21 protein-coding genes are annotated in these 24,221 nt (G+C 68.0%); 12 read left to right on the forward strand and 9 right to left on the reverse strand.

Translation table 11 applies throughout. The annotated features are described in order from the left end of the window. Window positions 1-20 precede the first annotated feature (20 nt). Entirely contained in the window at window positions 21-2,051 is a 2,031-nt protein-coding gene (locus H1R19_RS18545) for an NAD(+) synthase (RefSeq protein WP_188328832.1), read from the forward strand. A gap of 40 nt (window positions 2,052-2,091) precedes the next feature. Here the strand turns inward: H1R19_RS18545 and H1R19_RS18550 are convergent, their stop codons facing one another. The 3 genes from H1R19_RS18550 to H1R19_RS18560 all read right to left on the reverse strand — a co-directional run bounded on the left by H1R19_RS18550 (window position 2,092) and on the right by H1R19_RS18560 (window position 6,416). Next, entirely contained in the window at window positions 2,092-3,492 is a 1,401-nt protein-coding gene (locus H1R19_RS18550; RefSeq protein WP_188328833.1) for a WS/DGAT/MGAT family O-acyltransferase, read from the reverse strand. 171 nt (window positions 3,493-3,663) lie between these two features. Continuing rightward, window positions 3,664-4,494 (reverse strand): fibronectin type III domain-containing protein, encoded by an 831-nt coding sequence (locus H1R19_RS18555; RefSeq protein ID WP_219849778.1) that lies wholly within the window; start codon window positions 4,492-4,494, stop codon window positions 3,664-3,666. After that, window positions 4,494-6,416 (reverse strand): serine/threonine-protein kinase, encoded by a 1,923-nt coding sequence (locus tag H1R19_RS18560; RefSeq protein ID WP_219849779.1) that lies wholly within the window; start codon window positions 6,414-6,416, stop codon window positions 4,494-4,496. Before H1R19_RS18560 ends, H1R19_RS18555 begins: the two co-directional genes overlap by 1 nt. Window positions 6,417-6,521: 105 nt before the next feature. Here H1R19_RS18560 and H1R19_RS18565 point away from each other — a divergent pair, with 105 nt between their 5' ends. The 6 genes from H1R19_RS18565 (at window position 6,522) to H1R19_RS18590 (ending at window position 13,233) form a co-directional block, all read left to right on the forward strand. Next, window positions 6,522-7,106 (forward strand): nuclear transport factor 2 family protein, encoded by a 585-nt coding sequence (locus H1R19_RS18565; protein ID WP_188328836.1) that lies wholly within the window; start codon window positions 6,522-6,524, stop codon window positions 7,104-7,106. 320 nt (window positions 7,107-7,426) lie between these two features. Then, the gene (locus tag H1R19_RS18570) at window positions 7,427-8,419 is read left to right on the forward strand and encodes an acyl-ACP desaturase (protein ID WP_188328837.1); all 993 of its coding nucleotides are present in this window, start codon (window positions 7,427-7,429) and stop codon (window positions 8,417-8,419) included. Continuing rightward, complete coding sequence (dusB, locus tag H1R19_RS18575) at window positions 8,416-9,609, forward strand: tRNA dihydrouridine synthase DusB (RefSeq protein ID WP_188328936.1); 1,194 nt, start codon at window positions 8,416-8,418, stop codon at window positions 9,607-9,609. The genes H1R19_RS18570 and dusB overlap by 4 nt, the downstream gene beginning before the upstream one ends. Window positions 9,610-9,801: 192 nt before the next feature. Further along, entirely contained in the window at window positions 9,802-12,123 is a 2,322-nt protein-coding gene (locus H1R19_RS18580; RefSeq protein WP_188328838.1) for an LCP family glycopolymer transferase, read from the forward strand. 131 nt (window positions 12,124-12,254) lie between these two features. After that, on the forward strand, window positions 12,255-12,917 hold the full coding sequence (gene phoU / locus H1R19_RS18585) for a phosphate signaling complex protein PhoU (protein ID WP_188328839.1): 663 nt from the start codon (window positions 12,255-12,257) through the stop codon (window positions 12,915-12,917). Window positions 12,918-13,083: 166 nt separating this feature from the next. Beyond that, window positions 13,084-13,233, forward strand: coding sequence for a hypothetical protein (locus H1R19_RS18590; RefSeq protein ID WP_188328840.1), 150 nt, complete (start codon window positions 13,084-13,086; stop codon window positions 13,231-13,233). Window positions 13,234-13,329: 96 nt separating this feature from the next. Here H1R19_RS18590 and pstB read toward each other — a convergent pair whose 3' ends face one another. The 4 genes from pstB to pstS form a co-directional block, all read right to left on the reverse strand. Then, window positions 13,330-14,106, reverse strand: a complete 777-nt coding sequence (pstB, locus tag H1R19_RS18595) for a phosphate ABC transporter ATP-binding protein PstB (protein ID WP_188328841.1) — start codon at window positions 14,104-14,106, stop codon at window positions 13,330-13,332. Window positions 14,107-14,153: 47 nt separating this feature from the next. Beyond that, entirely contained in the window at window positions 14,154-15,047 is an 894-nt protein-coding gene (gene pstA, locus H1R19_RS18600) for a phosphate ABC transporter permease PstA (protein WP_223204913.1), read from the reverse strand. A 2-nt stretch (window positions 15,048-15,049) separates the two neighbouring features. Next, window positions 15,050-16,081: a phosphate ABC transporter permease subunit PstC gene (gene pstC / locus H1R19_RS18605; RefSeq protein WP_219849780.1), complete on the reverse strand. Its 1,032-nt coding sequence runs from the start codon at window positions 16,079-16,081 to the stop codon at window positions 15,050-15,052. Window positions 16,082-16,224: 143 nt separating this feature from the next. After that, the gene (gene pstS / locus H1R19_RS18610; protein ID WP_188328844.1) at window positions 16,225-17,304 is read right to left on the reverse strand and encodes a phosphate ABC transporter substrate-binding protein PstS; all 1,080 of its coding nucleotides are present in this window, start codon (window positions 17,302-17,304) and stop codon (window positions 16,225-16,227) included. Window positions 17,305-17,549: 245 nt separating this feature from the next. Between pstS and H1R19_RS23280 the strand changes: the two genes are divergently transcribed. Continuing rightward, the gene (locus tag H1R19_RS23280) at window positions 17,550-18,569 is read left to right on the forward strand and encodes an AMP-binding protein (RefSeq protein WP_244970751.1); all 1,020 of its coding nucleotides are present in this window, start codon (window positions 17,550-17,552) and stop codon (window positions 18,567-18,569) included. A gap of 2 nt (window positions 18,570-18,571) precedes the next feature. Then, window positions 18,572-19,819, forward strand: a complete 1,248-nt coding sequence (locus tag H1R19_RS23285) for an alpha/beta fold hydrolase (protein ID WP_244970752.1) — start codon at window positions 18,572-18,574, stop codon at window positions 19,817-19,819. On the opposite strand, the gene mshD is transcribed toward H1R19_RS23285, so the two are convergent. Next, the gene (gene mshD / locus H1R19_RS18620; protein ID WP_244970753.1) at window positions 19,810-20,736 is read right to left on the reverse strand and encodes a mycothiol synthase; all 927 of its coding nucleotides are present in this window, start codon (window positions 20,734-20,736) and stop codon (window positions 19,810-19,812) included. The two genes, H1R19_RS23285 and mshD, sit on opposite strands and share 10 nt — an antisense overlap. After that, window positions 20,717-21,526 (reverse strand): winged helix-turn-helix transcriptional regulator, encoded by an 810-nt coding sequence (locus tag H1R19_RS18625; RefSeq protein ID WP_219849781.1) that lies wholly within the window; start codon window positions 21,524-21,526, stop codon window positions 20,717-20,719. The genes mshD and H1R19_RS18625 overlap by 20 nt, the downstream gene beginning before the upstream one ends. Before the next feature lie 211 nt (window positions 21,527-21,737). On the opposite strand from H1R19_RS18625, the gene H1R19_RS18630 reads away from it, so the two are divergent. From H1R19_RS18630 to H1R19_RS18640, 3 genes are all read left to right on the forward strand, one after another. Beyond that, window positions 21,738-22,595, forward strand: a complete 858-nt coding sequence (locus tag H1R19_RS18630) for an LmeA family phospholipid-binding protein (protein ID WP_188328846.1) — start codon at window positions 21,738-21,740, stop codon at window positions 22,593-22,595. Window positions 22,596-23,028: 433 nt separating this feature from the next. Then, a complete protein-coding gene (locus H1R19_RS18635) occupies window positions 23,029-23,868 on the forward strand; it encodes a sulfurtransferase (RefSeq protein WP_219849782.1) in 840 nt (279 codons plus the stop codon). A gap of 5 nt (window positions 23,869-23,873) precedes the next feature. Beyond that, complete coding sequence (locus H1R19_RS18640) at window positions 23,874-24,179, forward strand: DUF1416 domain-containing protein (protein WP_188328848.1); 306 nt, start codon at window positions 23,874-23,876, stop codon at window positions 24,177-24,179. The last annotated feature ends 42 nt before the right edge of the window (window positions 24,180-24,221 follow it).

Below are 24,221 nucleotides of genomic sequence, written 5' to 3' on the forward strand. Positions count from 1 at the left end.
ACGCAACTAGGGTGTTGGGGGTGTCTGTCTACGCAAACGGTTTCGTCCGGGTCGCCGGTGCGGTCCCCGTCCTGACGATCGCCGAGCCCACCGTGAACGCCCACCGCACCGTCGAATTGGTGCGGCAGGCCGCCGACGAGGGCGCCTGCCTCGTCGTCTTCCCGGAGCTGGGCCTGTGCGGGTACAGCGTCGACGACCTGTTCCACCAGGACGCACTCATCGACAGTTGCCGCGAGGCGCTCACCGAGGTCGTGGCCGCGACCACCGGCCTGCGGCCCGTCGTCTGCGTGGGTCTGCCGATGATCGTGGGTGACGGACTGTACAACTGCGCGGCGGTGATCCACGACGGCGCCGTACTCGGCGTGGTTCCCAAGTCGTACCTGCCGAACTACCGCGAGTTCTACGAGCAGCGCTTCTTCTCGGCCGCACGTGACGCGGTGCCCACGACCGTCACCGTCGACGGGCACGAGGTCCCGTTCGGCTCCGATCTCATCTTCGAGGCGGGCGACGTGCCCGGCTTCGCGTTGCACGTCGAGATCTGCGAGGACGGCTGGGTCGCGATCCCGCCGAGCACCTGGGCGGCTCTCGCCGGTGCCACCGTGCTGGCGAACCTCTCGGGCAGCCCGGTCACGGTCGGCAAGGAGACCTACCGGCGCAACCTGTGCACGGGACATTCCGCCCGCACCATCTCCGCGCACGTCTACGTCGCCGCAGGCTACGGCGAATCGACCACCGATCTGGCCTGGGACGGTGACGCACTCATCACCGAGAACGGCTCACTCCTGGCCCGCAGCGAGCAGTTCGCGACCCGCGACCAGATCATCTCCGCCGACATCGATCTCGACCGGTTGCGCCAGGAGCGCATGCGCATGATCAGTCTGCGCGACCAGGTCGGCGACCACTCGGATCGGTTGAAGTCGTTGCGCCGCATCACGTTCGACTTCGGCGCGCTGACCGACGACGACATGCTGCGTCGGATCGTCCCCCGATTCCCTTACGTGCCCGCCGATTCGGTCGATCGTGACGAACGTTGCGCCGAGGTCCGCTCCATCCAGGTGCAGGGGCTCGCCCAGCGACTGCGGTCGACGGGCATCGAGAAGATCGTGATCGGTGTGTCCGGCGGCCTCGACTCCACCCTGGCCCTGCTCGTCGCCGTCGACACCTTCGACCGACTCGGCTTGCCGCGCAGCAACATCCTCGGATATACGATGCCCGGCTTCGCCACCGGCGATCAGACGCTGCGCCGCTCGCACGTGCTGATGAACTCGCTCGGGGTGAGCGGCAAGGAGATCGACATCCGGCCGTCCTGCGAGCAGATGCTCGCCGACCTCGACCACCCCTATGCCCGTGGCGAGAAGGTCTACGACGTCACCTTCGAGAACGTGCAGGCGGGCGAGCGGACCTCGCACCTGTTCCGGCTGGCCAACCACAACGGGGCCATCGTGCTGGGGACGGGCGACCTGTCCGAACTCGCCCTGGGTTGGTGCACTTACGGTGTCGGCGACCAGATGTCGCACTACAACGTCAACGGCTCGGTGCCGAAAACGCTCATCCAGCACCTCATCAGATGGATGATCACCAGTGGTCACCATTCCGATGAGACCACCGACGTGCTGACCGAGATCCTCGGCGACATCATCTCCCCCGAACTCGTGCCCGCCGGCGACGACGGCAAGATCCAGAGCACCGAGGACACCGTCGGACCCTACGAGCTGCACGACTTCTTCCTGTACCACATCACCCGCTTCGGTTACCGTCCGAGCAAGGTCTCCTACCTGGCCCGGCAGGCGTGGGGTGACCGCAGCCGCGGGCCGTGGTCGGATCTGCTCGCCGAGGACAAGCGCAACGAATACGACACCGCGACCATCGACCACTGGCTCGGTGTGTTCCTCAAACGCTTCATGGGCAACCAGTTCAAACGCACCGCGATGCCCAACGGGCCCAAGATCGGTTCGGGCGGTTCGCTGTCGCCGCGCGGCGACTGGCGCTCCCCCTCCGACGCCTCGGCCCGCGTCTGGCTCGACGAGCTGATGCGCGGCCCGTCGGCGTAGGCCTTTTCCGGGCGAGACCGCTCCTTCCCGGAGATCGGGCCTAGTCGCAGGCGGTGAGCAGCTGCTTGAGCTGGTCGTCGAAGGCGTTCGCGATCGCCCAGGCGTCGGGGGTCTGGTCGGTGCAGGCGAGGATGCCGATGTTGAGGTGGCCGTCGGCGGAGAAGACGGTGATGTTCAGTCCGAGTCCGTGGAAGATCGGGCCCAGCGGGTACACCGCGGTGACCCGGGACCCGAGGAAGTACAGCGGGTAGTCGGGGCCGGCGACGTTGGACACCAGGACGTTGAAGATCGGCGGATGCGCGAGCGCCCATTTGCGGTCGCCGTAGACCTTCATCGCCGCCGACAGCGTGGAACCCGGCGCGAACTGCGCCCAGGACCGCAGGATGTTGGCGTCGATCTCCGCGTGGTGCTCCTTGGAGGTCCGGCTGAACTCGGCCTGCTGTTCGAGCCGGGTCACCGGGTCCTCGACATCGGTGGGCAGCTGCGTGAACATGCCGGTCACCTTGTTGGTGCCGTTGACGACGAGGTCGGACTCGTCGGCGTCGTGCACCGAGACCGGCACCATGCCGACGAGGGGCTTGTCGGGCAGTTCGTCGTGTTCGAGCAGATACGTGCGCAGCGCGCCACCCACCATCGAGAGCACCACGTCGTTGATCTTGACACCGAAACGGTTCTTCACCCGCTTGACGTCGTCGAGTGACAGCTGACTCAGGGCGATGCTGCGATGCGGGGTGATCGGCCCATTGAAGCGCGTGCGAGGTGCGCGGAACGGGGCGGGCATGGCCGAATCGTGTTGGGCGCGGCGCAGCCAGCCGACCGGCACCCCGAGCGTCCGGGGCAACAGTTTGGCCATCGCCAGCGGGCGCTGCACGAAGTAGTTGACCGCACCGGTGGCCGCGATCACCGCCCGCGACGACGGGCCGGCGGACTCGCGGATCTTGGCCTCGTCGAGATCCGGCGGATCCGGTGTGAGAGTGCACATCTGCGCGAGCATCTCCGCGCTGGTCACCCCGTCGGTGCTGGCATGGTGCATCCGCAGCATCGCGCACACCCGGCCGTCGGCGAGTCCCTCGATGATCCAGAGCTCCCACAGCGGTTTGCCCCGGTCCAGGGTCTGACCCGCGAGGTGACCGCACAGGTCGGCGACCTCGCCCGCACCGCCCGGCGCGGGTACCGCAACGCGATGGACGTGACGCTGGATGTCGAAGTCCTCGTCCTCGATCCAGACCGGGTGATCGATGTTGAACACCGAGTTGTCGAGTTTGCGTCGGAATGCGGGGATCGCGGCGACCCGGCGCTCCATCTCCGCTCGCACCTTGGCGAAGCTGTATCCGCCCTGCATGGTGCTGGGGTCGACCTCCACCAGCCCGGTGACGTGCATCAACTGCGACCTGGTTTCCAGGTACAGGAACGACGCGTCCAAACCGCTCAAGCGCTGCATGACATGAGACCTCTCGTTCGCAGTCGGGGCGTTGTCGGCTCGTGCCGGTGCGCTCCAGCCGGTGCTCTCCTCGTCCGACGCCCCTCAGGCCATCATGCCGCACCGCTGAGACACCCGGAGGGAGTTCGGCTCACGCCCGTCGCCAGTCGAGATCACGACGCCGCCGCCGGCTCAGATGGGCATCGAATCGACTGTCTCCAGGACATCCTGCGCCTGCGTCCGCAGGACCACGATCATCGCCAGTTCCTGTGCGGGGTCGTCGGTGATCTTGAAGACCCCGCGACCGTTCTCGTCGATGAGGCCGGTGCCGTGTCTCCAGCTGACCGGCCGCGAGGTCGACGACGAACGCTGGTACTCGGCGTTGAGGGCATCCTTGGAGGCGAACCAGAACACGCCGTACGGGCGGTCGACGGCTCCGGCGGCGCATCGGAGAACGAACACGGTGCGCACCTTGCCCGTCCCGGTCTCCGACGGACCGACCTCGTCGCGCCCGCCGGAGTACCGACGGACGCATTCGGCGTCGCGCCACCGCGCGGACGTGCCGGGGGCCTGCGGGAGCAGCTGCGGGAACTGTGCCACCAGCGGCGCGAACTGCCCCCAGCTCTCCCCGGTGCGCACGGTCCGCGCCGGACCGGCCGGTGAGCTGACCCCGGAACGGACCGCCATCACGCGGTAGACATGTTCTCCCGCAGCCACTTCCGCGTCAACGGCCTCGGTGCGCGAACCCTCGTAGACGACGAGTCCGTCATCGCGCACGAGCTGATAGCCCTCCGCCCCAGACACCGCATCCCACCTCGCGGCCACGTGACCGGTCTGCGCCTCGAGGGTGAGTCCGCCCGGGGACTGCGGCACATCCGGTGAGCCGAGCGCCCGGACACCGATGAATCCGCCGACCGCGACCGCACCGGCGAGTACGACGATCAGCACGATCGGCCACGGACCGGAGAACGGTTCGCGCGGCGTCGCCGGGCCCGGGGGTTGCGTCGGTACCGGATGTCCCATCAGATCGGCAGTCTCTTCAACGCGTCGGCCGCGGCCGACGACGGCTGCCCGGGCACGGTCACGAACACCACCGAACGCGCGCGGTCACCGGCGTCGTAGGCGAGGATCGCCTGTCCCTCGCCACCTTCCCGATCAGACAGATACAGCGTGCCCGCATGACCCTGCGCGGTGATGTGGCCGGCGCCGCGCGCACCGTAGGAAGCCGTCGTGGCGGCCGCCTTCGCCTCGGCGGGCGAGTCGTAGTGGTCGACGATCACGCGGTAGGACGCGACCTCGGAATCGTCGTCGACAAAACGGGTGCACGAGATGGTGCGCTTGGACGAGACGAACGCGAGATCACCATCCTCGCCCCAGCATCGCATCCCGTCGAATCCGTTGGTGCTCAACGGAGTCTCCGGGATCAGATCGTGGTAGAGGTCGACGATCGGCGTCAGCTCGTCCCAGGTCATGAACACCTCGACCGCCTCGGAGTTGCGGGAGAACTCCGAGGTGCGGCCGTCGGCGGCGTGTGCCGCGACCTGATAGGTGTACTGCCCGGGCACCGGCCGCGGCGCGGTGAACGCCGTCGCCGGTCCCCGGTAGATCACCTCGTCGTTCTGCGCGACCACATATGTCGTGGCATCGGCGACGGCGTTCCAGTTCAGTTCCACCGCGGACGTCGACACCTCGGCATCCGGCGGATCGGGGGCATCCAGAGCGGCCGCCGAGGTGCGGATGAATCCGGCTCCGGCACCGAGGATTCCGGCGAACAGCACGACGGCCGCCCCCGCGGCGAGCAACCGGCCTCCCGCCGGTAGGCGCCGGGGAGCGGGTCCCGCCGGCACCCCGGTCTCCCCGGACACCCACGCGCGCAACGGTTCCGAGGTCCCGAGCGGGGGCCCGAGCCGAACATCGCGCGGAACCGCCGCTCCCGCGCGCACCGCGGACGACGGCGTAGATGGCATGGACGGCGTGGACGGCGTCGCATGGTGTGGCGCCGGCGGTGCCGCGTGGTGTGGCGCCGGCGGCAGCGGCGCCGGCGGCCGCGCGACCGGTTGCGAACCCGCCCCCGGTTGCAGGCCCGGTCCGATGAGGGTCGCGCGGGTGTCGAACGCCTCGACCAGTGCGAGGGCGAACTCGCCTGCGCTCGGATACCGGCGGGCCGGATCCTTCGCGATCGCACGAGCGAGAACCGAGTCGACGCCGGACGGGAGCGCACCGTTGCGCCCGCTCGCCGCAGGCGGTTCGTGGTACATGTGCGCGGTCATCAGCCCGTGTAACGACGACGAATCGAACGGCGGCGCCCCGGTGAGCAATTCGTATGCGGTGGCCCCGAGCGAGTAGATGTCGGCGCGTCCGTCGACCCGACGCCCCTCGATCTGCTCGGGCGAGGCGTAGCGCATCGTCCCGATGGTGATCCCGGTACCGGTCAGGTTCGTCACCTCGTCGAGCACCTGCGCGATACCGAAGTCGGTGACCTTGATGGCCTCCGGGACGACGCCGGAGTCGCCGGGGGTCACCAGGATGTTGGCCGGCTTGATGTCGCGGTGCATCACCCCGCGCCGGTGCGCGGCATCGAGTCCGGCGGCCACCCCGGTGATGATCGTGCACGCCAGCCGCGGGTCGAGCGGCGCCTCGGCCGCGAGCATGCGGGCGGCGTCGGTGCCGGGCACGTACTCCATCGCGATCCACAGCAGACCTTCGAAGATCCCGCGGTCGAAGACCGTGACGATGTTGGGGTGGTGCAGCGGCGCGACGATGTCGGCCTCACGCTCGAACCGCGCGCGGAAGACCGGATCGGCCGCGTGGACCGAGCGCAGGACCTTGAGCGCGTCGGCGCGCGGGAGTCGCGGATGAGCGGCCTTGTAGACCTCACCCATGCCGCCGCGACCGAGCACGTCGAGGACGCGGTACCCCGCGATCAGGTCCCCTACCTGGTACATGACGTCCTCACCGATGGTGTGTGCGGCGGCTGCGTAGGGAACGAATGTTACCGAGTGTGGCGAAAACCGGCCCATGACACCTGCCGAACCCTACGATCGGCGACGATGGAAACCACCGAGAACACGACTGTGTCCGACCACACCGGGACCGACGAGACGGGGACCGACGAGATCGCCTTCACCGCGACCGAACTCGACGAGGCGTTCGCCACCTTCGGCCGCACCGTCGCCGAGGTCGCGGTGAGCGGCGACTGGGACCGCTACGCCGACTTGTTCACCCCCGACGCCGACTACATAGAACACGCCCTCGGGACGATGCGCGGTCGCGAGGAGATCCGGACCTGGATCTGGAAGACCATGACCGCGTTCCCCGGCAGCCACATGACGGGGTTCCCGCCGCTGTGGCATGTCGCCGACGCGCCTACGGGCCGGGTGATCTGCGAGGTCGACAACCCTATGCGCGATCCCGGCGACGGAACGCACATCACCGCCACCAACATCACCATCCTCACCTACGCGGGGAACGGTCTGTGGAGTCGCGCGGAGGACGTCTACAACCCGTTGGAGTTCGGGCGGGCGGCGATGCGCTGGTGTGAGAAAGCCCGCGAACTCGGCACCATCGACGAGCCGGCCACCCGGTGGGCGGAGACCACCGGGGCGATGTTCGCCTCCCGCCGCACACCCCGCTGAGGTGCGCCGACGCCCCAGATGCGGAGGTGACCGACACACGTGACGGAGGCCACCGGCCCGGCTCGTAACACCGGGGCGAAGCGGACACGACAGCATGGGTACGGACTTGGGGTGGGCCAGATCTTCCCGTAGGCTAGATGTTTGACCAGTGGCGTCGGGCCACGGTGGGGACTCGACCCGGCGCGCGATGGCTCGCTCACGGGTACGAGCCTGACCACAACGAGGTCGAAGAACAGACGATCGTGGCAGCCGGTCCCCCGTGAACCGACGCAGACGAGATACACACGACGACACGCGGACACCGTTCGGAGGACATCTATATGGCACGCGAGCTGACACAACTCGAGCTTCTTCAGGAGCTCGCCCCGGTTGCCGAGGACAACGTCAACCGTCACCTCAAGATCGCCAAGGACTGGAACCCGCACGACTACGTGCCGTGGGACGAGGGACGCAATTTCGCCGCCCTCGGCGGCGTCGACTACGACCCCGAACAGTCGAAGCTCGACGAGGTCGCCAAGGCGGCCATGATCACCAACCTGCTGACCGAGGACAACCTGCCGTCCTACCACCGCGTCATCGCCGACAACTTCTCGATGGACTCCGCATGGGGCCATTGGGTCGGCCGCTGGACCGCGGAGGAGAACCGGCACGGCATCGTCATGCGTGACTACCTCGTGGTCACCCGCGGCGTCGACCCCGTCGCCCTCGAAGAGGCGCGGATGATCCACATGACCAACGGCTACGATCCGATGCTCGCGGCTGCCGGTCGCGTCGACCAGCTCGAAGAGCACGCCGACGAACTCGGCATCCTGCACTCGGTGGCCTATGTGACCTTCCAGGAGCTCGCGACCCGCGTCAGCCACCGCAACACCGGCAAGGCGTGCAACGACCCGATCGCCGACAAGATGCTGCAGCGCATCGCCGCCGACGAGAACCTGCACATGATCTTCTACCGCAACATCTGTGGCGCGGGTATGGACATCTCGCCCGACCAGACGCTGCGCGCGGTCACCGACATCGTGACCAACTTCCAGATGCCCGGCGCCGGGATGCCCAACTTCCGTCGCCACGGCGTGCTGATGGCCAAGCACGGCATCTACGACCTGCGCCAGCACCTCGAAGAGGTCATCATGCCGGTCCTGCGCAAGTGGAACGTCTTCGAGCGCGAGGACTTCACGTCCGCGGGCGAGCAGACCCGCGAGGAGCTCGCCGCCTTCCTCGAGCAGCTCGAGAAGGACACCGTGCGCTTCGAGGAGATGCGCGACCGCTCGCTCGCCCGCGAGGCCAAGAAGCGGGAGCAGCAGGCATCCTGAGCACCACCCTGACGCCGACTCCGGCGCCTTCGATCTCCGAAGGCGCCGGATCTGCGTTGCGCATCGGTTCCATCGAACTGGCCAGCCCGGTCGTCCTCGCCCCGATGGCCGGGGTCACGAACGTGGCGTTCCGGACGCTGTGCCGTGAACTCGAACTCGCCCGCACCGGCACGGTCTCCGGACTGTACGTATGTGAGATGGTGACCGCCCGCGCGCTCGTCGAGCGCCATCCGGTCACGATGCACATGACGACCTTCGGTCCCGACGAGAACCCCCGGTCGATGCAGCTCTACACCGTCGACCCGGAGTACACCTACCAGGCCGCGAAGATGATCGTCGACGAGAACCTCGCCGACCACATCGACATGAACTTCGGGTGCCCCGTACCCAAGGTGACCCGCAAGGGCGGCGGCTCGGCGATCCCCTACAAGCGGACACTGTTCCGCAAGATCGTCGCGGCAGCGGTGCGCGCCACCGAGGGCACCGACATCCCGGTGACCGTGAAGTTCCGGATCGGGATCGACGACGAGCACCGGACCCACCTCGACGCAGGTCGGATCGCCGCCGAGGAGGGTGCCGCCGCGGTGGCTCTCCACGCGCGCACCGCGTCGCAGCGCTACTCCGGCGAGGCCGACTGGGACGAGATCGCCCGGCTCAAGGAGCACGTGACCTCGGTGCCGGTCCTCGGCAACGGCGACATCTTCGAGCCTGCCGACGCCGTCGCGATGATGCGCCGGACCGGATGTGACGGTGTGGTCGTCGGCCGTGGCTGCCTCGGCCGGCCGTGGCTGTTCGCCGAGCTGGCCGCCGAACTCGGCGGTTTTCAGGCGCCCGCTCCCCCGAATCTCGGCGAGGTCGCCGAGATCATGGTGCGGCACTGTCAGCTCCTCGTCGACCATCACGGCGAGATGAAGGGCTGCCGCGAGATCCGCAAGCACGTCGCGTGGTACCTGCGCGGATTCCCGGCCGGCTCGGAGATCCGGCGTCGGATGGCGCTCGTCGGCAGCGTCGACGAACTGCGCGAACTGCTCGCCGAACTCCCCGCCGACGCCCCGTTCCCGACCGACGGTCACGGCCCGCGCGGACGTCAGGGTTCGCCTGCCAAGGTCGCGCTCCCCGACGGCTGGCTCGACGATCCCGACGAGGACGTCGTCCCCGCGGGCGCCGAGATCATGCACTCCGGCGGTTGAACCACTCTGCGAAAACCGTCACAACCGTGGACGGCTGAGTCCGTTTCTCAGGTCGGATCAGTACTATGACGCGAAGGTCCCGGGCCACCCGGGGCCGTGCAACCGTGCCGACACGGTGCATGCAGGGGGTACCGCCACGATCAGCCCCGACGTGCGGTCCACGAACAGTCCTCGGGGCATGAGGAACGTGCATTGAGTCGTTGGACATCGGGACCGGACGATCCGGAGGCGGGGGACGGGGCGAACCGCTCTCGTCGTGGCCGTCGCGCCGGACGCTCCCGCGATGCGAACGACTTCCGCGAGAAGTTCGGCACCCCGCCCGCCGATGCGCCCGCGCCCGGGCACGGCGGTCCCGGGCCGGCACATCCGAGCCTGCGTGAACCGCGTTCGGCGGACCGTTTCGTCCGCGGCCGTACCCGTCTGACCGTCCGTGAGCTGATGGAGCAGATGAACGCCGAGGAGACCTCGGCGCGGTCCGCGGGCCAGACGCCCCCGGCCTCCCGACGCTCCGACGCCGGCCGACCGGACGATCCGCGGTCCTCGCGGCCCCGCGCACCCGCTCCGGGACCGGGTGCTCCCCGTCCCGAGGCGCCGAACCCGGCGACCCCGCCCACCACCCGCGGCCGACGCTTCGCCCCGCCACCCCTTCATCCCACCTCCGCCCCGCCTGAAGTTCCGCCGCGGGCCCGCCGGGACCCCGGACAGCCCGACCCCGACGATCGCCCCACCGCGGTCCATCACTTCGGCAACGACGTCACCCAGAAGATCCCCACCATCGGCGACGCCGCACCGGACCTGTCCGACCGCGCCACCGAGAAACGGGTCATCGAGGAATCCCGCGCCCAGGATCCACTGGCCGCGGCAGCCCCGGCGGCGGGCGCCGTCCCCAAGGAGCCGCTGGAGCCCACCCCGGATCTCACCGGCCCACTCGAACTCCGTTCCCGCCCGCGCCGCCACCCGGCGGCCCGCGAGGATCGTCGTGGCTCGCTTGTCCGCAAGGCCACCTCGACCGGTCGCATCCTGGTCGCGATCGCCTGTGTGACCGCACTCGTCGGGACCGGTTTCGTCTGGAATTACCTGCAGTCGTGGAACGGCAACTGGCGCAACGTCACCGCGGTCGATTCCGAGGACAAGAACATCCGCAAGAAGGACGCGCAGTACGGCGACGAGACGTACCTGATCGTCGGCACCGACACACGCGGCGGCAAGAACGCCAAGGTCGGCGCGGGTACCACCGACGACGCCGAGGGCGCACGCGCGGACACGATCATCCTGGTGAACATCCCGGCCAACCGCAGTCGCGTGGTGGCGGTGTCGTTCCCGCGCGACCTGCAGGTCGACCGACCGGCGTGCAACGCCTGGGACAACGACAACGGCTCATACGGCGCAGAGATGCCCGCCGAGTACGGCGTGAAACTCAACAGCGTCTATTTCTACGGCGGTCCGCAGTGCCTGGTCCGGACCATCACCGAGATGAGCGGCCTGAACATCAACCACTTCATCGGCATGGACTTCTACGGCTTCGAAAAGGTGGTCCGCGCCATCGGCGGCGTCGAGGTGTGTTCGACGGTCCCGCTGTACGACTACGAACTCGGTCAGATCCTGCGTAAACCCGGCAAACAGAAGCTCACCGGTCGTCGTGCCCTCAACTACGTCCGGGCCCGCACGATCGCCTCGGAGGGCACCGGCGACTACGGCCGCATCAAACGCCAGCAGCTGTTCATGTCGTCGCTGCTGCGCTCGTCCCTGTCGGGCAACGTCCTGTCGAACCCCAACAAGCTCAACAGCATCGTCAACACGTTCATCGAGTACAGCTATGTCGACGGGGTGAACACCCAGTCGCTGCTCAAGCTCGCGGAGTCGATGCAGGGCATCGAGGCCGGCCGGGTGTCGTTCTTGACGATCCCGACCTCGGGGACCTCGACCGACGGCGCGAACAACGAGATCCCGCGCACCGACGACGTCGACGCGATCTTCAACGCGATCATCGACGACCTGCCCCTCCCCGGCGAGAAGGCGCGGAAGAAGCCGTCGTCGTCATCGTCGTCGAAGGCACCGGCGCCGAGCGCACCCCGCGGCTCGTCCGAGAGTCCGGGCGTCGTGAACGCGACCGCCCAGAGTCCGGGCAACGTCGGTGTCCGTGTGCTCAACGGAACCGGGAAGACCGGCCTGGCCGCGGAGGTCTCCGACCAGCTGACGCCGTACGGCTTCGACGTGCGCGGTGTCGCCGACGCCTCGGAGAACCGGGATGACACCGTGGTCCGCTACGGACCCGGCCAGCGGGACGCGGCCGCGACACTGGCCTCGATGTTCCCCGGCGCGAGCGTCCAGCTCGACAGGACGGTCAAGTCGGGCGTCGAGCTGATCGTCGGCGGCGATTTCGCCGGTTCGCTCGAGTCGGCGCCCGATTCCGGCGCGACACTCACCGTCGATCAACTCCCCCGGGCGGAGAACACCGGCAACCTGCCCAACGACCTCGCCATCACCAACGCCGGCGACACGACCTGTTCCTGAGGCGTGTTCCGGGCGTTGGCCGGCCGCGCCGCGGTACCCGGCACGCCGCGGGAGCATATCTGCACCGTACGTTCACCGTGCGTTCATCGGTCGGGGTCGGAGTGTAGAGGTCACGCACGTATCCTGGGAACATGCGTACCGCCTACCAAGAGAAACTCGAGGCGCTGACCGCCGTACTCGGTGAGATGTGTGAACTCGCCGGCACCGCGATGGCGCGTGCCACGCAGGCACTGCTGCAGGCCGACCTCGCCATCGCCGAAGAGGTCATCGGGGACACCGACCGGATGAGCCAGCTGACCGCCCGCGCCGAGGAGCAGTCCTTCGCACTGCTCGCCCTGCAGGCCCCGGTCGCCGGGGATCTGCGCGGCGTCGTCAGTGGATTCCAGATCGTCGCCGACGCCGACCGCATGGGCGCACTCGCCCTGCACGTCGCCAAGGTCGCGCGTCGCCGCCATCCCGCCAAGGCACTCCCCGAGGAGGTCAACGGCTATTTCGCGGAGATGGGCCGGCTCGCGGTGACACTCGCGAAAAGTGCCCATGAGGTCCTCGTGACGCGGGACCCGCAGGCGGCCTTGCGTCTTCAGGAGGACGACGACGCGATGGACGATCTCCACCGCCACCTCTTCACCGTCCTCATGGACAAGGAGTGGAAGCACGGCGTCGCGGCAGCCGTCGACGTGACCCTTCTCGGCCGCTACTACGAGCGCTTCGCCGATCACGCGGTACTGATCGGTCGTCGGGTGGTGTTCACCGCCACCGGAAAGACCCCGGAGCAGTTCCAGAACGTCGGGTGATCTCCCTCGCTCGGTGCTCATGCCGAGCGAGAGACCACACGGAAAGAGGCCGAGAATTCAGTTCAGCGAACTGATCTCGGCCTCTTTTCACGTCGGTGAAGATCTCGGTCCGATTTTGTCGCGCGACCGTTTCCCCCGCACCGAGGTCGTGGCTAGGGTGGCGGGCATGGCCCAGCATTATCCGACCGAACCCGACTTCAACGCGGTGACCGACGACGACGCAGCCGCATCCGCCCACCGACGCACGATCATCGCCTACCTCGGCGTGACCGCGTCGCTCGTCGCGCTCCTGGCCATCCTCCTGCTCAACATGTGACGACAGCTCAGGGCCCGCTCGATGAGCGGACCCTGATGACTGTCTGGCGCTGACTGTCTGGCACGTCGACGATCGCGCGACGTGCGCGACCACACCTCAGCCGAAGCGACCGGAGATGTAGTCCTCGGTCTCCTTCTTCGTCGGGTTCGAGAACATCGTCTCGGTGTCACTGATCTCGACGAGCTGGCCGGGCTGTCCGACACCTTCGAGGTTGAAGAACGCGGTCTGGTCGCTGACGCGGGCGGCCTGCTGCATGTTGTGGGTCACGATGACGATCGTGTACTCCTTCTTCAGCTCACCCATCAGGTCCTCGATCGCGAGCGTCGAGATCGGGTCGAGCGCCGAACACGGCTCGTCCATGAGGAGCACGTCGGGAGAGACCGCGATGGCACGCGCGATGCAGAGACGCTGCTGCTGACCACCCGACAGACCGCCACCGGGCTTGTCGAGACGATCCTTGACCTCTTCCCACAGGTTGGCGCCGCGCAGGCTCTGCTCGGCCACCTCGTCGAGCTGGGCCTTGTTGCGCACGCCCTGCAGTCGCAGGCCGGCGACCACGTTGTCGCGGATCGACATGGTCGGGAACGGGTTGGGTCGCTGGAACACCATGCCGATGGTGGCCCGGACGCTCACCGGGTCGACGTTGCGACCGTAGATGTCCTCGCCGTCGAGCAGGACGCTGCCCTCGGCATAAGCGCCCGGGGTCACCTCGTGCATCCGGTTGAGGGTGCGCAGCACCGTCGACTTTCCACAGCCCGACGGGCCGATGAACGCGGTGATGCAGCGCGGCGGCACCTCGAGGGTGACGTTCTTGACCGCGTGAAAGTCGCCGTAGTAGATGTTCAGGTCTTTGATGTCGAGGCGCTTTGCCATCGCGATAGTCCGTTCTGGAAGGAAATGACCCGGATGCGGGTGGAGGATCAGAAGTTCTTGGGGGCGAAGAGCTTCGACACCGCCTTGGCGCCGAAGTAGATGATGGCGACCATGATGACCAGGGTCAGGGCCGCTCCCCAGACCTTGTCGATGGCGCCCGGCCCGTTGTTGTACTGCTGCACCATCATCAGCGGCAACGACTGCTGGTTTCCGTCGAAGGGATTCCAGTTCATCGCGCGGGTGGCACCGACGAGGATGAGGACCGGCGCGGACTCGCCCATCACACGGGCGATGGCGAGCATGACCCCGGTGACGATGCCCGACAGGGCCGTCGGCAGCACCACTTTGACGATGGTCTTCCACTTGGGGATGCCCAGGGCGTAGGACGCCTCCCGCAGGTCCTGCGGAACGATCTTCAGCATCTCCTCGGTGGCACGGACCACCAGGGGCAGCATCAGCAGCACCAGCGCGATCGCGACGACGAAGCCCGAACGCGGCAGACCGAGAGTGGTGCGCCACACGGCGTAGACGAACAGCGCGGCGACGATGGACGGGACGCCCGAGAGGATGTCGACCATGAACGTCGTGACGCGGGCCAGCGTCGACTTCTTGGAGGCGTACTCCACCAGGTAGATGGCCACGAAGATACCCAGCGGGACCGAGATGGCGGCGGCCAGCGCGGTCTGGATGAGTGTGCCGATGATCGCGTTGAGGGCTCCGCCCTTGCGTTCGGGCGAGGTCCACCAGTCGATGTCGAGGATCGGTTCGATGCCGCGGATCACCAGGGTGGAGACCAGCCACACCAGCGGGATGAGCGCGAGCACGACGGCCGCGATGACGGCGGCCTTCACGACGGTGTCGGTCATGCGGCGGCGCCGTGCGAGCGGGGTGAAACCGGAGGGCTTCTTGACCGGGGCCGTCGCTGCGGTTGACGTGGACATGGTCACTTCTTTCCGGCGACGACCGCACGGGCGGCGGCGTTGACGATGAAGGTCAGGACGAACAGGGTGAGGCCGGCCGATATGTAGGCACCGGTCTTGGCGGGCGAGTCGAACTCGGCGGCGTTGTTCGCGATCTTGGTCGCGAAGGTCTCCCCGCTCTCCATCAGGTTGAAGTTCATCGGCCCGGCGGTGGAGATGATCAGCAGCAGAGCCATCGTCTCACCGAGCGCACGGCCGAGACCGAGCATCGAACCCGAGATGTAGCCGGAGAACCCGAACGGCACCACGGCGAGCTTGACGACCTCGAACTTGGTGGCTCCGAGGGCCAGCGCGGCCTCGCGATGCCCCTTCGGGGTCTGCATGAACACCTCGCGGGTGACCGCGGTGATGATCGGCAGGATCATGACGGCCAGGACGATGCCTGCGGTCAGCAGGGTGCCGCCGGTCGACATGTTGGCGACCTGCGTCGGCTTCTCGAAGAAGGGGAGGAAGCCGAGGTTCGCGACGAGCCAGGAGTTCACCGGCACCAGGGCGGGCCCCAGCACGAGGATGCCCCACAGGCCGTAGACGATCGAGGGCACCGCGGCGAGCAGGTCGACGGTGTAGGTGATCGGTCCGACCAGGCGCTTCGGCGCGTACTCGGTCAGGAAGATCGAGATACCCAGCGCGACGGGCATCGCGATCAGCAGCGCGATGAACGACACGACGACAGTCGCGTAGAACAGCTGCGGGATGCCGAATGCGAGCTGGTTGCCGCTGGTGATCCAGTCACCGGTGTAGGTGAAGAAGTTCTCTTCGTTCTTCGTCAGCGAGGGGATCGCCTGCGCGAGCAGGAACAGGGCGATCAACCCGATGACGATGGAGACGACGAAGCCGGAGCCGACGGCCAGGCTGCGGAACACCTGGTCGGCGACGCGGTGGTGGGCGGCAGAGTTCAGGCTGCCGTTCCGGGGTTCGTCGGGCGATGACCCGGTGAGTGCCGGTCCGTCGGATTCCGGCGGGACCGCGCCACCCTCTTTGCTCAGCGAGGTCATGCGTCCTTCTTGTGATTCGGCTCTGGTCATCGGGGCAACTTCCCGCCGTCTCGAGGACACGAGAGATGTCGTGTCAGTGTCTCAACCGCGTGCGCGGGGCCGCAAACCGGTGCGGCCCCGCGCAGGCGAACAGCCTGTGTCACTTAGGAGTTGCCGGACTCGCCGGCGAGCGCGTCGACGCTGCCCTGCAGCTTGGTCTTGAAGGACTGCGGCACCGGCACGTAACCGATCTCCTCGAGTCCGGTCTGACCGTCGTTCAGGATCTTGGTGAAGGCGTCCTTGAGCGCACCGCTGGTGGCCTCGTCCGCGTAGCCCGCCGAGCAGACGATCGAGTACGGGGTCAGCAGCAGCGGGTAGGCACCCGGCGTCTTGGATGCGAACAGCGCATCGGTGTCGACGACGAGGTCTTTGCTGTCCGGGTTCTCGAAGGCCAGTGCATCGAGTGCCTTGCCCGCGGTGCCGGCGTTCAGCTCGACCGGACCGGCGCCGAAGTCGATGTCGGCAACGCCGAGTTCGTTCTCGGTGGCGAAACCCCACTCGACGTAGCTGACCGAACCGGGGGTCTTCTTCACGGTGTCACCGACACCGGTCGACTTCGATGCCCCGGAGCCGATGCCCTTGGGCGCGAACTCCTTGCTGTGCTCGTACGGCCAGTCCGCCGGCGCCGACGCCTGCAGGAACCGCTGGAAGTTGTCGGTGGTGCCCGAGCTGTCCGACCGGTAGACCGGCACGATGTCGGTGTTCGGCAGCGCCACGCCCGGGTTGAGCGCGGCGACGGCCGGGTCGTTCCACGTGGTGATCTTGCCGTTGAAGATCTTCGCGATGACGCTGGGGTCGAGCTTCAGATCGTCGACGCCGTCGAGGTTGTAGGCGATGGCCACCGGGCCCACGACCAGGGGCAGGTGCCACGGGTCGTTGCCGCTGCAACGCGCCTTGGCCGCGGTGACCTCGTCGGGCTTCAGGGCCGAATCCGAACCGGCGAAGTCGACGTCACCGGCGATGAACTTCTTGATGCCGTCGCCCGAGCCGCTGCCGGTGTAGTCGAGCACGATGTCGCTGTCGTCGGACAGGACCTGGCTGAAGTGCTCCATGGCCTTCTGCTGCGCCGTCGAGCCCTCGCCGCTCACCGTCGACTCGCTGCCTCCGCCACCACACGCCGTCACGAGAGCCAGTGCCGCGATCGCCGACACCGACGCCAGGGCGCCGTTCCGATTGATTCTCACCGCAGGTGTTGCCTTTCCGTTCGCGTGCTCCGCGTCGGCGTGGGCCGACCGGTCCGGAGTGTTCCTTTGAAAGCTAGGTGCGGAGAATGGACTGATTCTCGACAGAAGGTGAACGGCGGGTGAACTGGCCAAGGCAGTCGGGCTTCGCATCCCCGGCGCGAACATCCCGGTCGGGCTCGTTCACGCGTAATCTCAACTCCCGCTCCCCACACCGCCACCGGTTTCTCCCGAGGACGACCACTCACATGACCTTCGACGCCCCGGCGCCACCGCCCGCTGCCGTCCTGTCCGATGACCTCGCGGATGACCTCGCGCACGCGTTCGCGACCTCGGCCACCGCCTTCGGCGATGCGACCGCCCTCCGGTCGTCGGACCGCCGGATCAGCTACCGGGAACTGCTCGCCCTCGCACTCGGGATCGCGCAGTGGATCGAGCGGTCGGGGCCCGCCGCATCGGGGCCCGTCGTGGTGCAGCTGGGCCTGTCACCGGATGCCGTGGCCGCGGTCCTCGGCGTCTTCCTGTCGCGCCGCACACTCGTCGCCCTCGACACCGCGCTACCCGCGGACCGGATCGAGGTGATGCTCGGTTCACTGATCACCCACGGCCGACATCCCGTGCTGGCCATCGCGGACGACGAACACCTGGACACGTTGCGCCGCTGTGCATCCCGGGTGTCGGTGACGACTGTCGGGCTGGCCGATATCCTGCGCGCCGCAGACAGCGCGCCCGAACACGTGGGGCGCGACGCCCCACAGATCGCGAACATCCAGTTCACCTCCGGCTCCACCGGCACCCCCAAGGGGGTCCTGCAACCCGGGTCGATGTGGCTCTGCGACGCGGTGTTCATGCGTGAACGGTTCGGGCTGCGCCCGGGCCTGCCGGTCGCGCTCTGCATGCCGATCAGCTTCGGCGGCGGATTGAACGTCGCGATGAGCTCATTGCTGAACGGCTGCGCCGTCCTGGTCAGCGACCCTCGTCAGGGGACGCCGAGCGACCTTGTGGACAAGATCGGCGAGGGCGACATCCACACCGTGTTCCTGACCCCGTCGTTGCTGCGATCGCTCGTCGCGGCCACCACCGTTCCGCGCATCCACCCGGTCTGGTCGACGTTGCGTCGGATCATCACCACCGGTGAGGTACTCACGGGCGAACTCGCCTCCGCGACGCTGTCGGTGGCGCCCGAGGCGACGGTGACGAACTGGGCCGGCTCCTCGGAGACCTATGCCATCGGGCATTTCGACCTCCGCGCCTGTCCGACGCGCTGATCGTGGCGCGCGAATCCTCCTCGGGCGCTCTCGAACTCGTCGCGTATGTGGTACCGGAGGGCGCCCGGCGCACACCGCCGGGCGCCGTCCTCCGGAACCGGCTGCGTGCCGCACTGCCGCCGTGGATGATTCCCGCGCACATCGTCGTGCTCTCGGAGTTGCCGCGCAATGCCCGCGGGAAGGTCGACCGCGCCGCGCTACCCGCGCCACACCGCAACCCGGAACCGCCCGAGGGTCGACTGGAGTCGTCGATCGCCGGCGTCTGGGCGAAGGAGCTGGCACTCGATGTCGTCGGCCGCAACGAGAACGTCTACGCACTCGGCGCGGACTCGATGACGATCCAGCAGATCATGGTCGCCCTGGACTCGGCGCTCGGTGTGGCTGTCTCACAATCGGAAATGGCTGCCGCACCGACCGTCGCCGAGCTGGCAGCACTCGTGGACGCACGCCGGGACGCGGTGACGACCGGCGTCCGGCCCGGCCGGGGCTCGAGGCCGGCACCGACCACGGTGCCGTTGCGCCGCGGCGCGGGGCACCCCGTCTTCTGCTTCACCGGCGCGGGAGCGTCCGCGCTGACATTCGTGCCCTTCGCCGACCGGATCGGCGAACTCGGCGGCGTCGGCCCCGTCGTCGCGTTCCAGCCCAACGGTCTGGACAACCGCGGTATCCCGGACTGGACGGTCGCCGCGGCCGTTCGACGCCATCTGCGGGACCTCCGGCGCCTCGGGCCCGAGGGCCCCTGCCTGCTGGTCGGACACTCCCTCGGCGGCTTCATCGCCCTGGAGACCGCCCGCCGCCTGAGGGCCGACGGGCACCGCGTCGACCTGGTGGTCATCGTGGACACCTTCCTGCCGCCACGGGTGATGCGTCGTGCCAGACGCACCCACCCGGCACCGTCGATCGAACCCGGCTTCGCCGCGGTCTCACGGAAAGAGCTGTGGCGCAGGAGGCTTCGGGTCCCGTTGGCCGGCCTGACCAAGAGGTCACCGGCCGCCGACGCGCAGGCACTCGAGGAACTCGGTGTCCGCGTCGGGCATCTGCACCGTCCGCGACCGTACGACGGACGCGTACTGATGGTGCAGGGCAGCGAGAATCGTGACGACCCGGCCATCTGGCGTCGGTACATCACTCGCGGCGAGCTGGAGGTGGTGCGCCTGGAGTGCGATCATCTGTCGATCGTCCGGGAGCCGCACATCGGCGACATCGTCGACGCCCTGCGCGAGGCGATCGACCCCTGGGGTCATCCGTAGGCGACGTCGACGGCGTATCTGGTGAAGCCCAGGCGGTCGTAGGTGTGCAGGGCGGCGGTGTTGTCGCCCTCCACGTAGAGATTGATCTCCGAAACTCCCTGTCGCGCAAGATGATGCAGGCCGGCCAACGTCAGCAGACGTCCCAGCCCGCGACCCTGGGCGCCAGGATCCACCCCGACGATGTAGACCTCACCGAGGTCGGCGTCGTGCATCTTTGTCCAGTGGAATCCGAGTAGACGGTCGGGATCGTCGGCGTCGAACGCGAGGAACAGACCCTCGGGATCGAACCAGTCCGCGGTGACCCTCTCGGTGATCTCCTCGGTCGACCACCCGCCCTGCTCGGGATGCCAGTCGAACGCCGCGTTGTTCACACGCAGGATCTCCGCGTCGTCGGCGGGTCCGGCGTAGGTACGCAGGGAGATCGTCGGATCGACGACGAGTTCGGGCAGCTCGTGCCCCTGCCCGACCGGGCGCCGCAGCTGCAGCAGCTCACGGCGTTTCTGCAGACCCATCGCCGCCGCCAGCGCGACGGCGCCGGGCAGATCGCCGTGGGCCCAGACGCGCACGCCGGGACCGTCCGGAGAACCGGCACCCTCCGGTTCGGGTGCTGCGGCGAACGCGGCGTCGAGAAGTGCTCGGCCGTGCCCTCGCCGGCGTCGAGCGGGATCGACGACAGCCTCGATCATCGACGGTTCCCCGTCCCGGCCGGGGACGATGTTGGCGTAGCCGGCATCGGACCACACGTGGACGACCGGCGAATCCTCTTCTGCCTCCACGGCTTTGACCGCACCTTCGGACAGCGGCGACACCCCGTCCGCCGCGGTCGCCGCGTGCACCAGCCGATGCGCGAAGTCTGCGACCTCCCGGGGCAGGGCCCCTCGTCGTACGTGTACCTCGTCAGCTTCCGGCGCTGGCACTGAGCTCCTCGTCAAAGGGATCGGGACCGTCGAGGGTGTCGTCGAAGTCGGCGACATCGGGGTCGGCGACATCGGGGTCGGCGACATCGGCGTCGCGCACATCGGCGGCGGCCGCGCGGCCGCGGGTCGGGCGCACCGCCTTGTATCCGACGTTGCGGACCGTGCCGATCAGCGATTCGTGCTCGGCACCTAGTTTCGCCCGGAGGCGACGCACGTGCACGTCGACCGTGCGGGTGCCGCCGAAGAAGTCATATCCCCACACCTCCTGCAGCAGCTGGGCGCGGGTGAACACACGACCGGCGTTCTGCGCCAGATACTTCAGGAGTTCGAACTCTTTGTAGGTCAGGTCCAGGGGGCGCCCGCGCAGCCGCGCGGTGTAGGTCCCCTCGTCGATGACCAGTTCCCCCAGCGTGACCTTGCCCGACGACTCCTCGGCGGCGACGCCGCGGGTGCGCACCACCAGCAGTCTGAGTCGCGCGTCCAGCTCGGCCGGACCAGTGGCCGGCAGCAGGAATTCGTCGATGCCCCAGTCGGCGTTCACCGCGACCAGCCCACCCTCGGTCAGCACCGCGGCCACCGGCACCGAGGAACCGGTGCTACCCAGCAGGCGGCACAGCCCCCGGGCCGCAGCCAGATCGGTGCGCGCATCGACCAGCGCCACATCGGCGTTTCCCGCCTCCATCAGCGACGACACCTCGGTAGGCGCCACCCGTACCGTGTGCGCGAGTAGCGACAGCGACGGTAGGACCGACTCCGGATTGGGGTCGGCCGTCAACAACAGGAGATCCACGTGGCACTCCGATCTCGTTCGTTCCCGCCCAAGCCATCCAGATCGCTCACCTCGACGTGAACGCCACCCGTACACATCGTCGACGATTGTTTACTCTGCCTTACCAACGTGTGCGGGATAGGTGACAGAATAGCGCCAACCGTCCGATTCGCAGTTAACAAGTCGGACGAAAGCGGTGGACAGAGACGACGGGGAGGGTGATCGGCCGAGAATGCCGTACCTCCGCAGAGCCCTGGTCGTCACCGTCGTCACCGTCCTGGTCGCGGCGGGCGTCGCGTTCCTCGTCGATGTCGGGTCGGCCATCCGCGGCGAACACCAACTCTCCCGGGCCATCGCCGAATCCCCTCGTGTCCCATTCGATCCCGAGGTCACCCTGGCCGGCTTCCCGTACATCCCGCAGTCCGCTGCGGGCAGGTTCGACGGCGCCACCATCGCGGCTCGCGGCGTCGAACTGCCCGGCTGCGACCCCGCCCTCGGCATCTGCAGAGCGGAACTCGGCGCCACCCTCGGACCGTTCCACGTCACCGGAAGCGGCGGTTTCGACGGCAGTGATGTTCTGCACACCTCGTCGATATCGGCCTACACCAGGCTCGACGCACTGACTCTCGCACGCTATCTGCGCATGATCGACCTCACCGTCAGCAGTCCCGGTCCCGATGACAAGGCGGGCGCGGGCGGGCCCCAGGACGGAGTGGTCCGTCGCGCCGAAGGCGTGGTCTTGACCGGCACGGTCACGCTGCCGCCGCGAGACGGAATCGATCCCGACGACCCGCCGTCGGCGTCGGCCCACACCGGCCCCAAGGCCCGGGTCAGCGTCGCGGTCGACCTGTCCGTCGTCGACGGCGCCCTGAGGATCCGGGCCACCGATTTCTACACCGGCCCCGAACGTCACGTCGACGCCGAGATCCCGGCGTCGATGCGTGCGGCCGTCCTCGACCGGTTCAGCACAACCCTCCCCCGCTTGCCGATGGCGTGGGGGCTGACCGCACAGCGCGCGGAGAGCTTCGGCGGGGACGTGCAACTTCTCGCCGACAAGGGTGCCGCCGCGGTGCGCCCGGACCACTTCTGACGGACCGCCACACCGGTCCGGCCGGATGGTTTGACCAGTACAGACCGGTTTCGCCGGCCCCTGAGGCCAAATCACCCCGGGCGTTGGAGTCCTGATCGGCACTGTGTACCCTCGTGGGCATGCAACAGCGCCGTGAGTGCCTGCTCACACGCCGCCGGGCGATCGACTTCTGTCGTGTCGCCGACTGTTGCTGTCGCACTCGCCGTTGAGGGTGTGCTGACGCACGGCTGTGAATCGCAGACGTGCCGCGCGCACCGTCGATGACGACGGGGCGTCATTGTCGAGGTCGCAATCCTCTTTCCATGCGCATTCCCGCCGCTCATCACCCGATCAGAGTCCGCGGGCAACTTCTCGCGCCTCACCCTCGTCTGCACTTCCGCCAGACACCGAAGATTCCTCCACACAACAGATCCACCCTGGAAAGGACACAGCCATGGCACGTTCCGACGTCCTGGTCAGCACCGAATGGGCTGAGCAGAACCTCAACGCCGACAAGACCGTCTTCGTCGAGGTCGACGAAGACACCTCGGCCTACGACGGCGGCCACATCCCCGGCGCGGTCAAGCTCGACTGGAAGACCGATCTGCAGGATCCGGTCCGCCGCGACTTCATCGACGCCGACCAGTTCGGCGCGCTGCTCTCCGAGCGCGGCATCGCCAACGACGACACCGTCATCCTCTACGGCGGCAACAACAACTGGTTCGCCGCTTACGCCTACTGGTACTTCAAGCTGTACGGCCACAACGACGTCAAGCTGCTCGACGGTGGACGCAAGAAGTGGGAACTCGACGGCCGCCCGCTGTCGTCCGATCCGGTGAGCCGCCCGGCCACCGAGTACAAGGCCGCCGAGCCCGACCTCAGCATCCGTGCGTTCCGCGACGAGGTCATCGACGCCATCGGCGTGAAGAACCTTGTCGACGTGCGCAGCCCCGACGAGTTCTCGGGCAAGATCCTGGCGCCGGCCCACCTCCCCCAGGAGCAGAGCCAGCGTCCCGGCCACATCCCGGGCGCGATCAGCGTGCCGTGGAGCAAGGCCGCCAACGAAGACGGCACGTTCAAGTCCGACGAGGAGCTCGAGAAGCTCTACGGTGAGGCCGGTCTCGACGGGTCCAAGGACACCATCGCCTACTGCCGTATCGGCGAGCGTTCGAGCCACACCTGGTTCGTGCTCAAGGAACTCCTCGGCCACCAGAACGTCAAGAACTACGACGGCAGCTGGACCGAGTACGGCTCGCTGATCGGTGTCCCGATCGAACTCGGAGAAGGAAAGTAACAACTATGTGTGCTGCACCCAAGCAGGGCCAGAAGCTGCCCGCAGGCGTCGACGTGGAGAAGGAGACCGTCCTGACCGGACAGGTCACCGACGGCTCGGGTAATCCCGTCGCCGGCGCCTTCGTGCGTCTGCTCGACTCGACCGGCGAGTTCACCGCCGAGGTCGTCGCCTCGCCCACCGGCGACTTCCGTTTCTTCGCGGCCCCCGGCACCTGGACGCTTCGCGCCCTGTCCGCTGTGGGCAACGGCGACGTCTCGATCAGTCCCGAGGGCCCCGGAATCCACGAGAAGGACATCACCGTCTCCAAGTGATCCGGCGTCGGGACCTGATCCCGGCATGCCGCTCGAACTCGA

The organism is Gordonia jinghuaiqii, from assembly GCF_014041935.1.
Classification (GTDB): domain Bacteria; phylum Actinomycetota; class Actinomycetes; order Mycobacteriales; family Mycobacteriaceae; genus Gordonia; species Gordonia jinghuaiqii.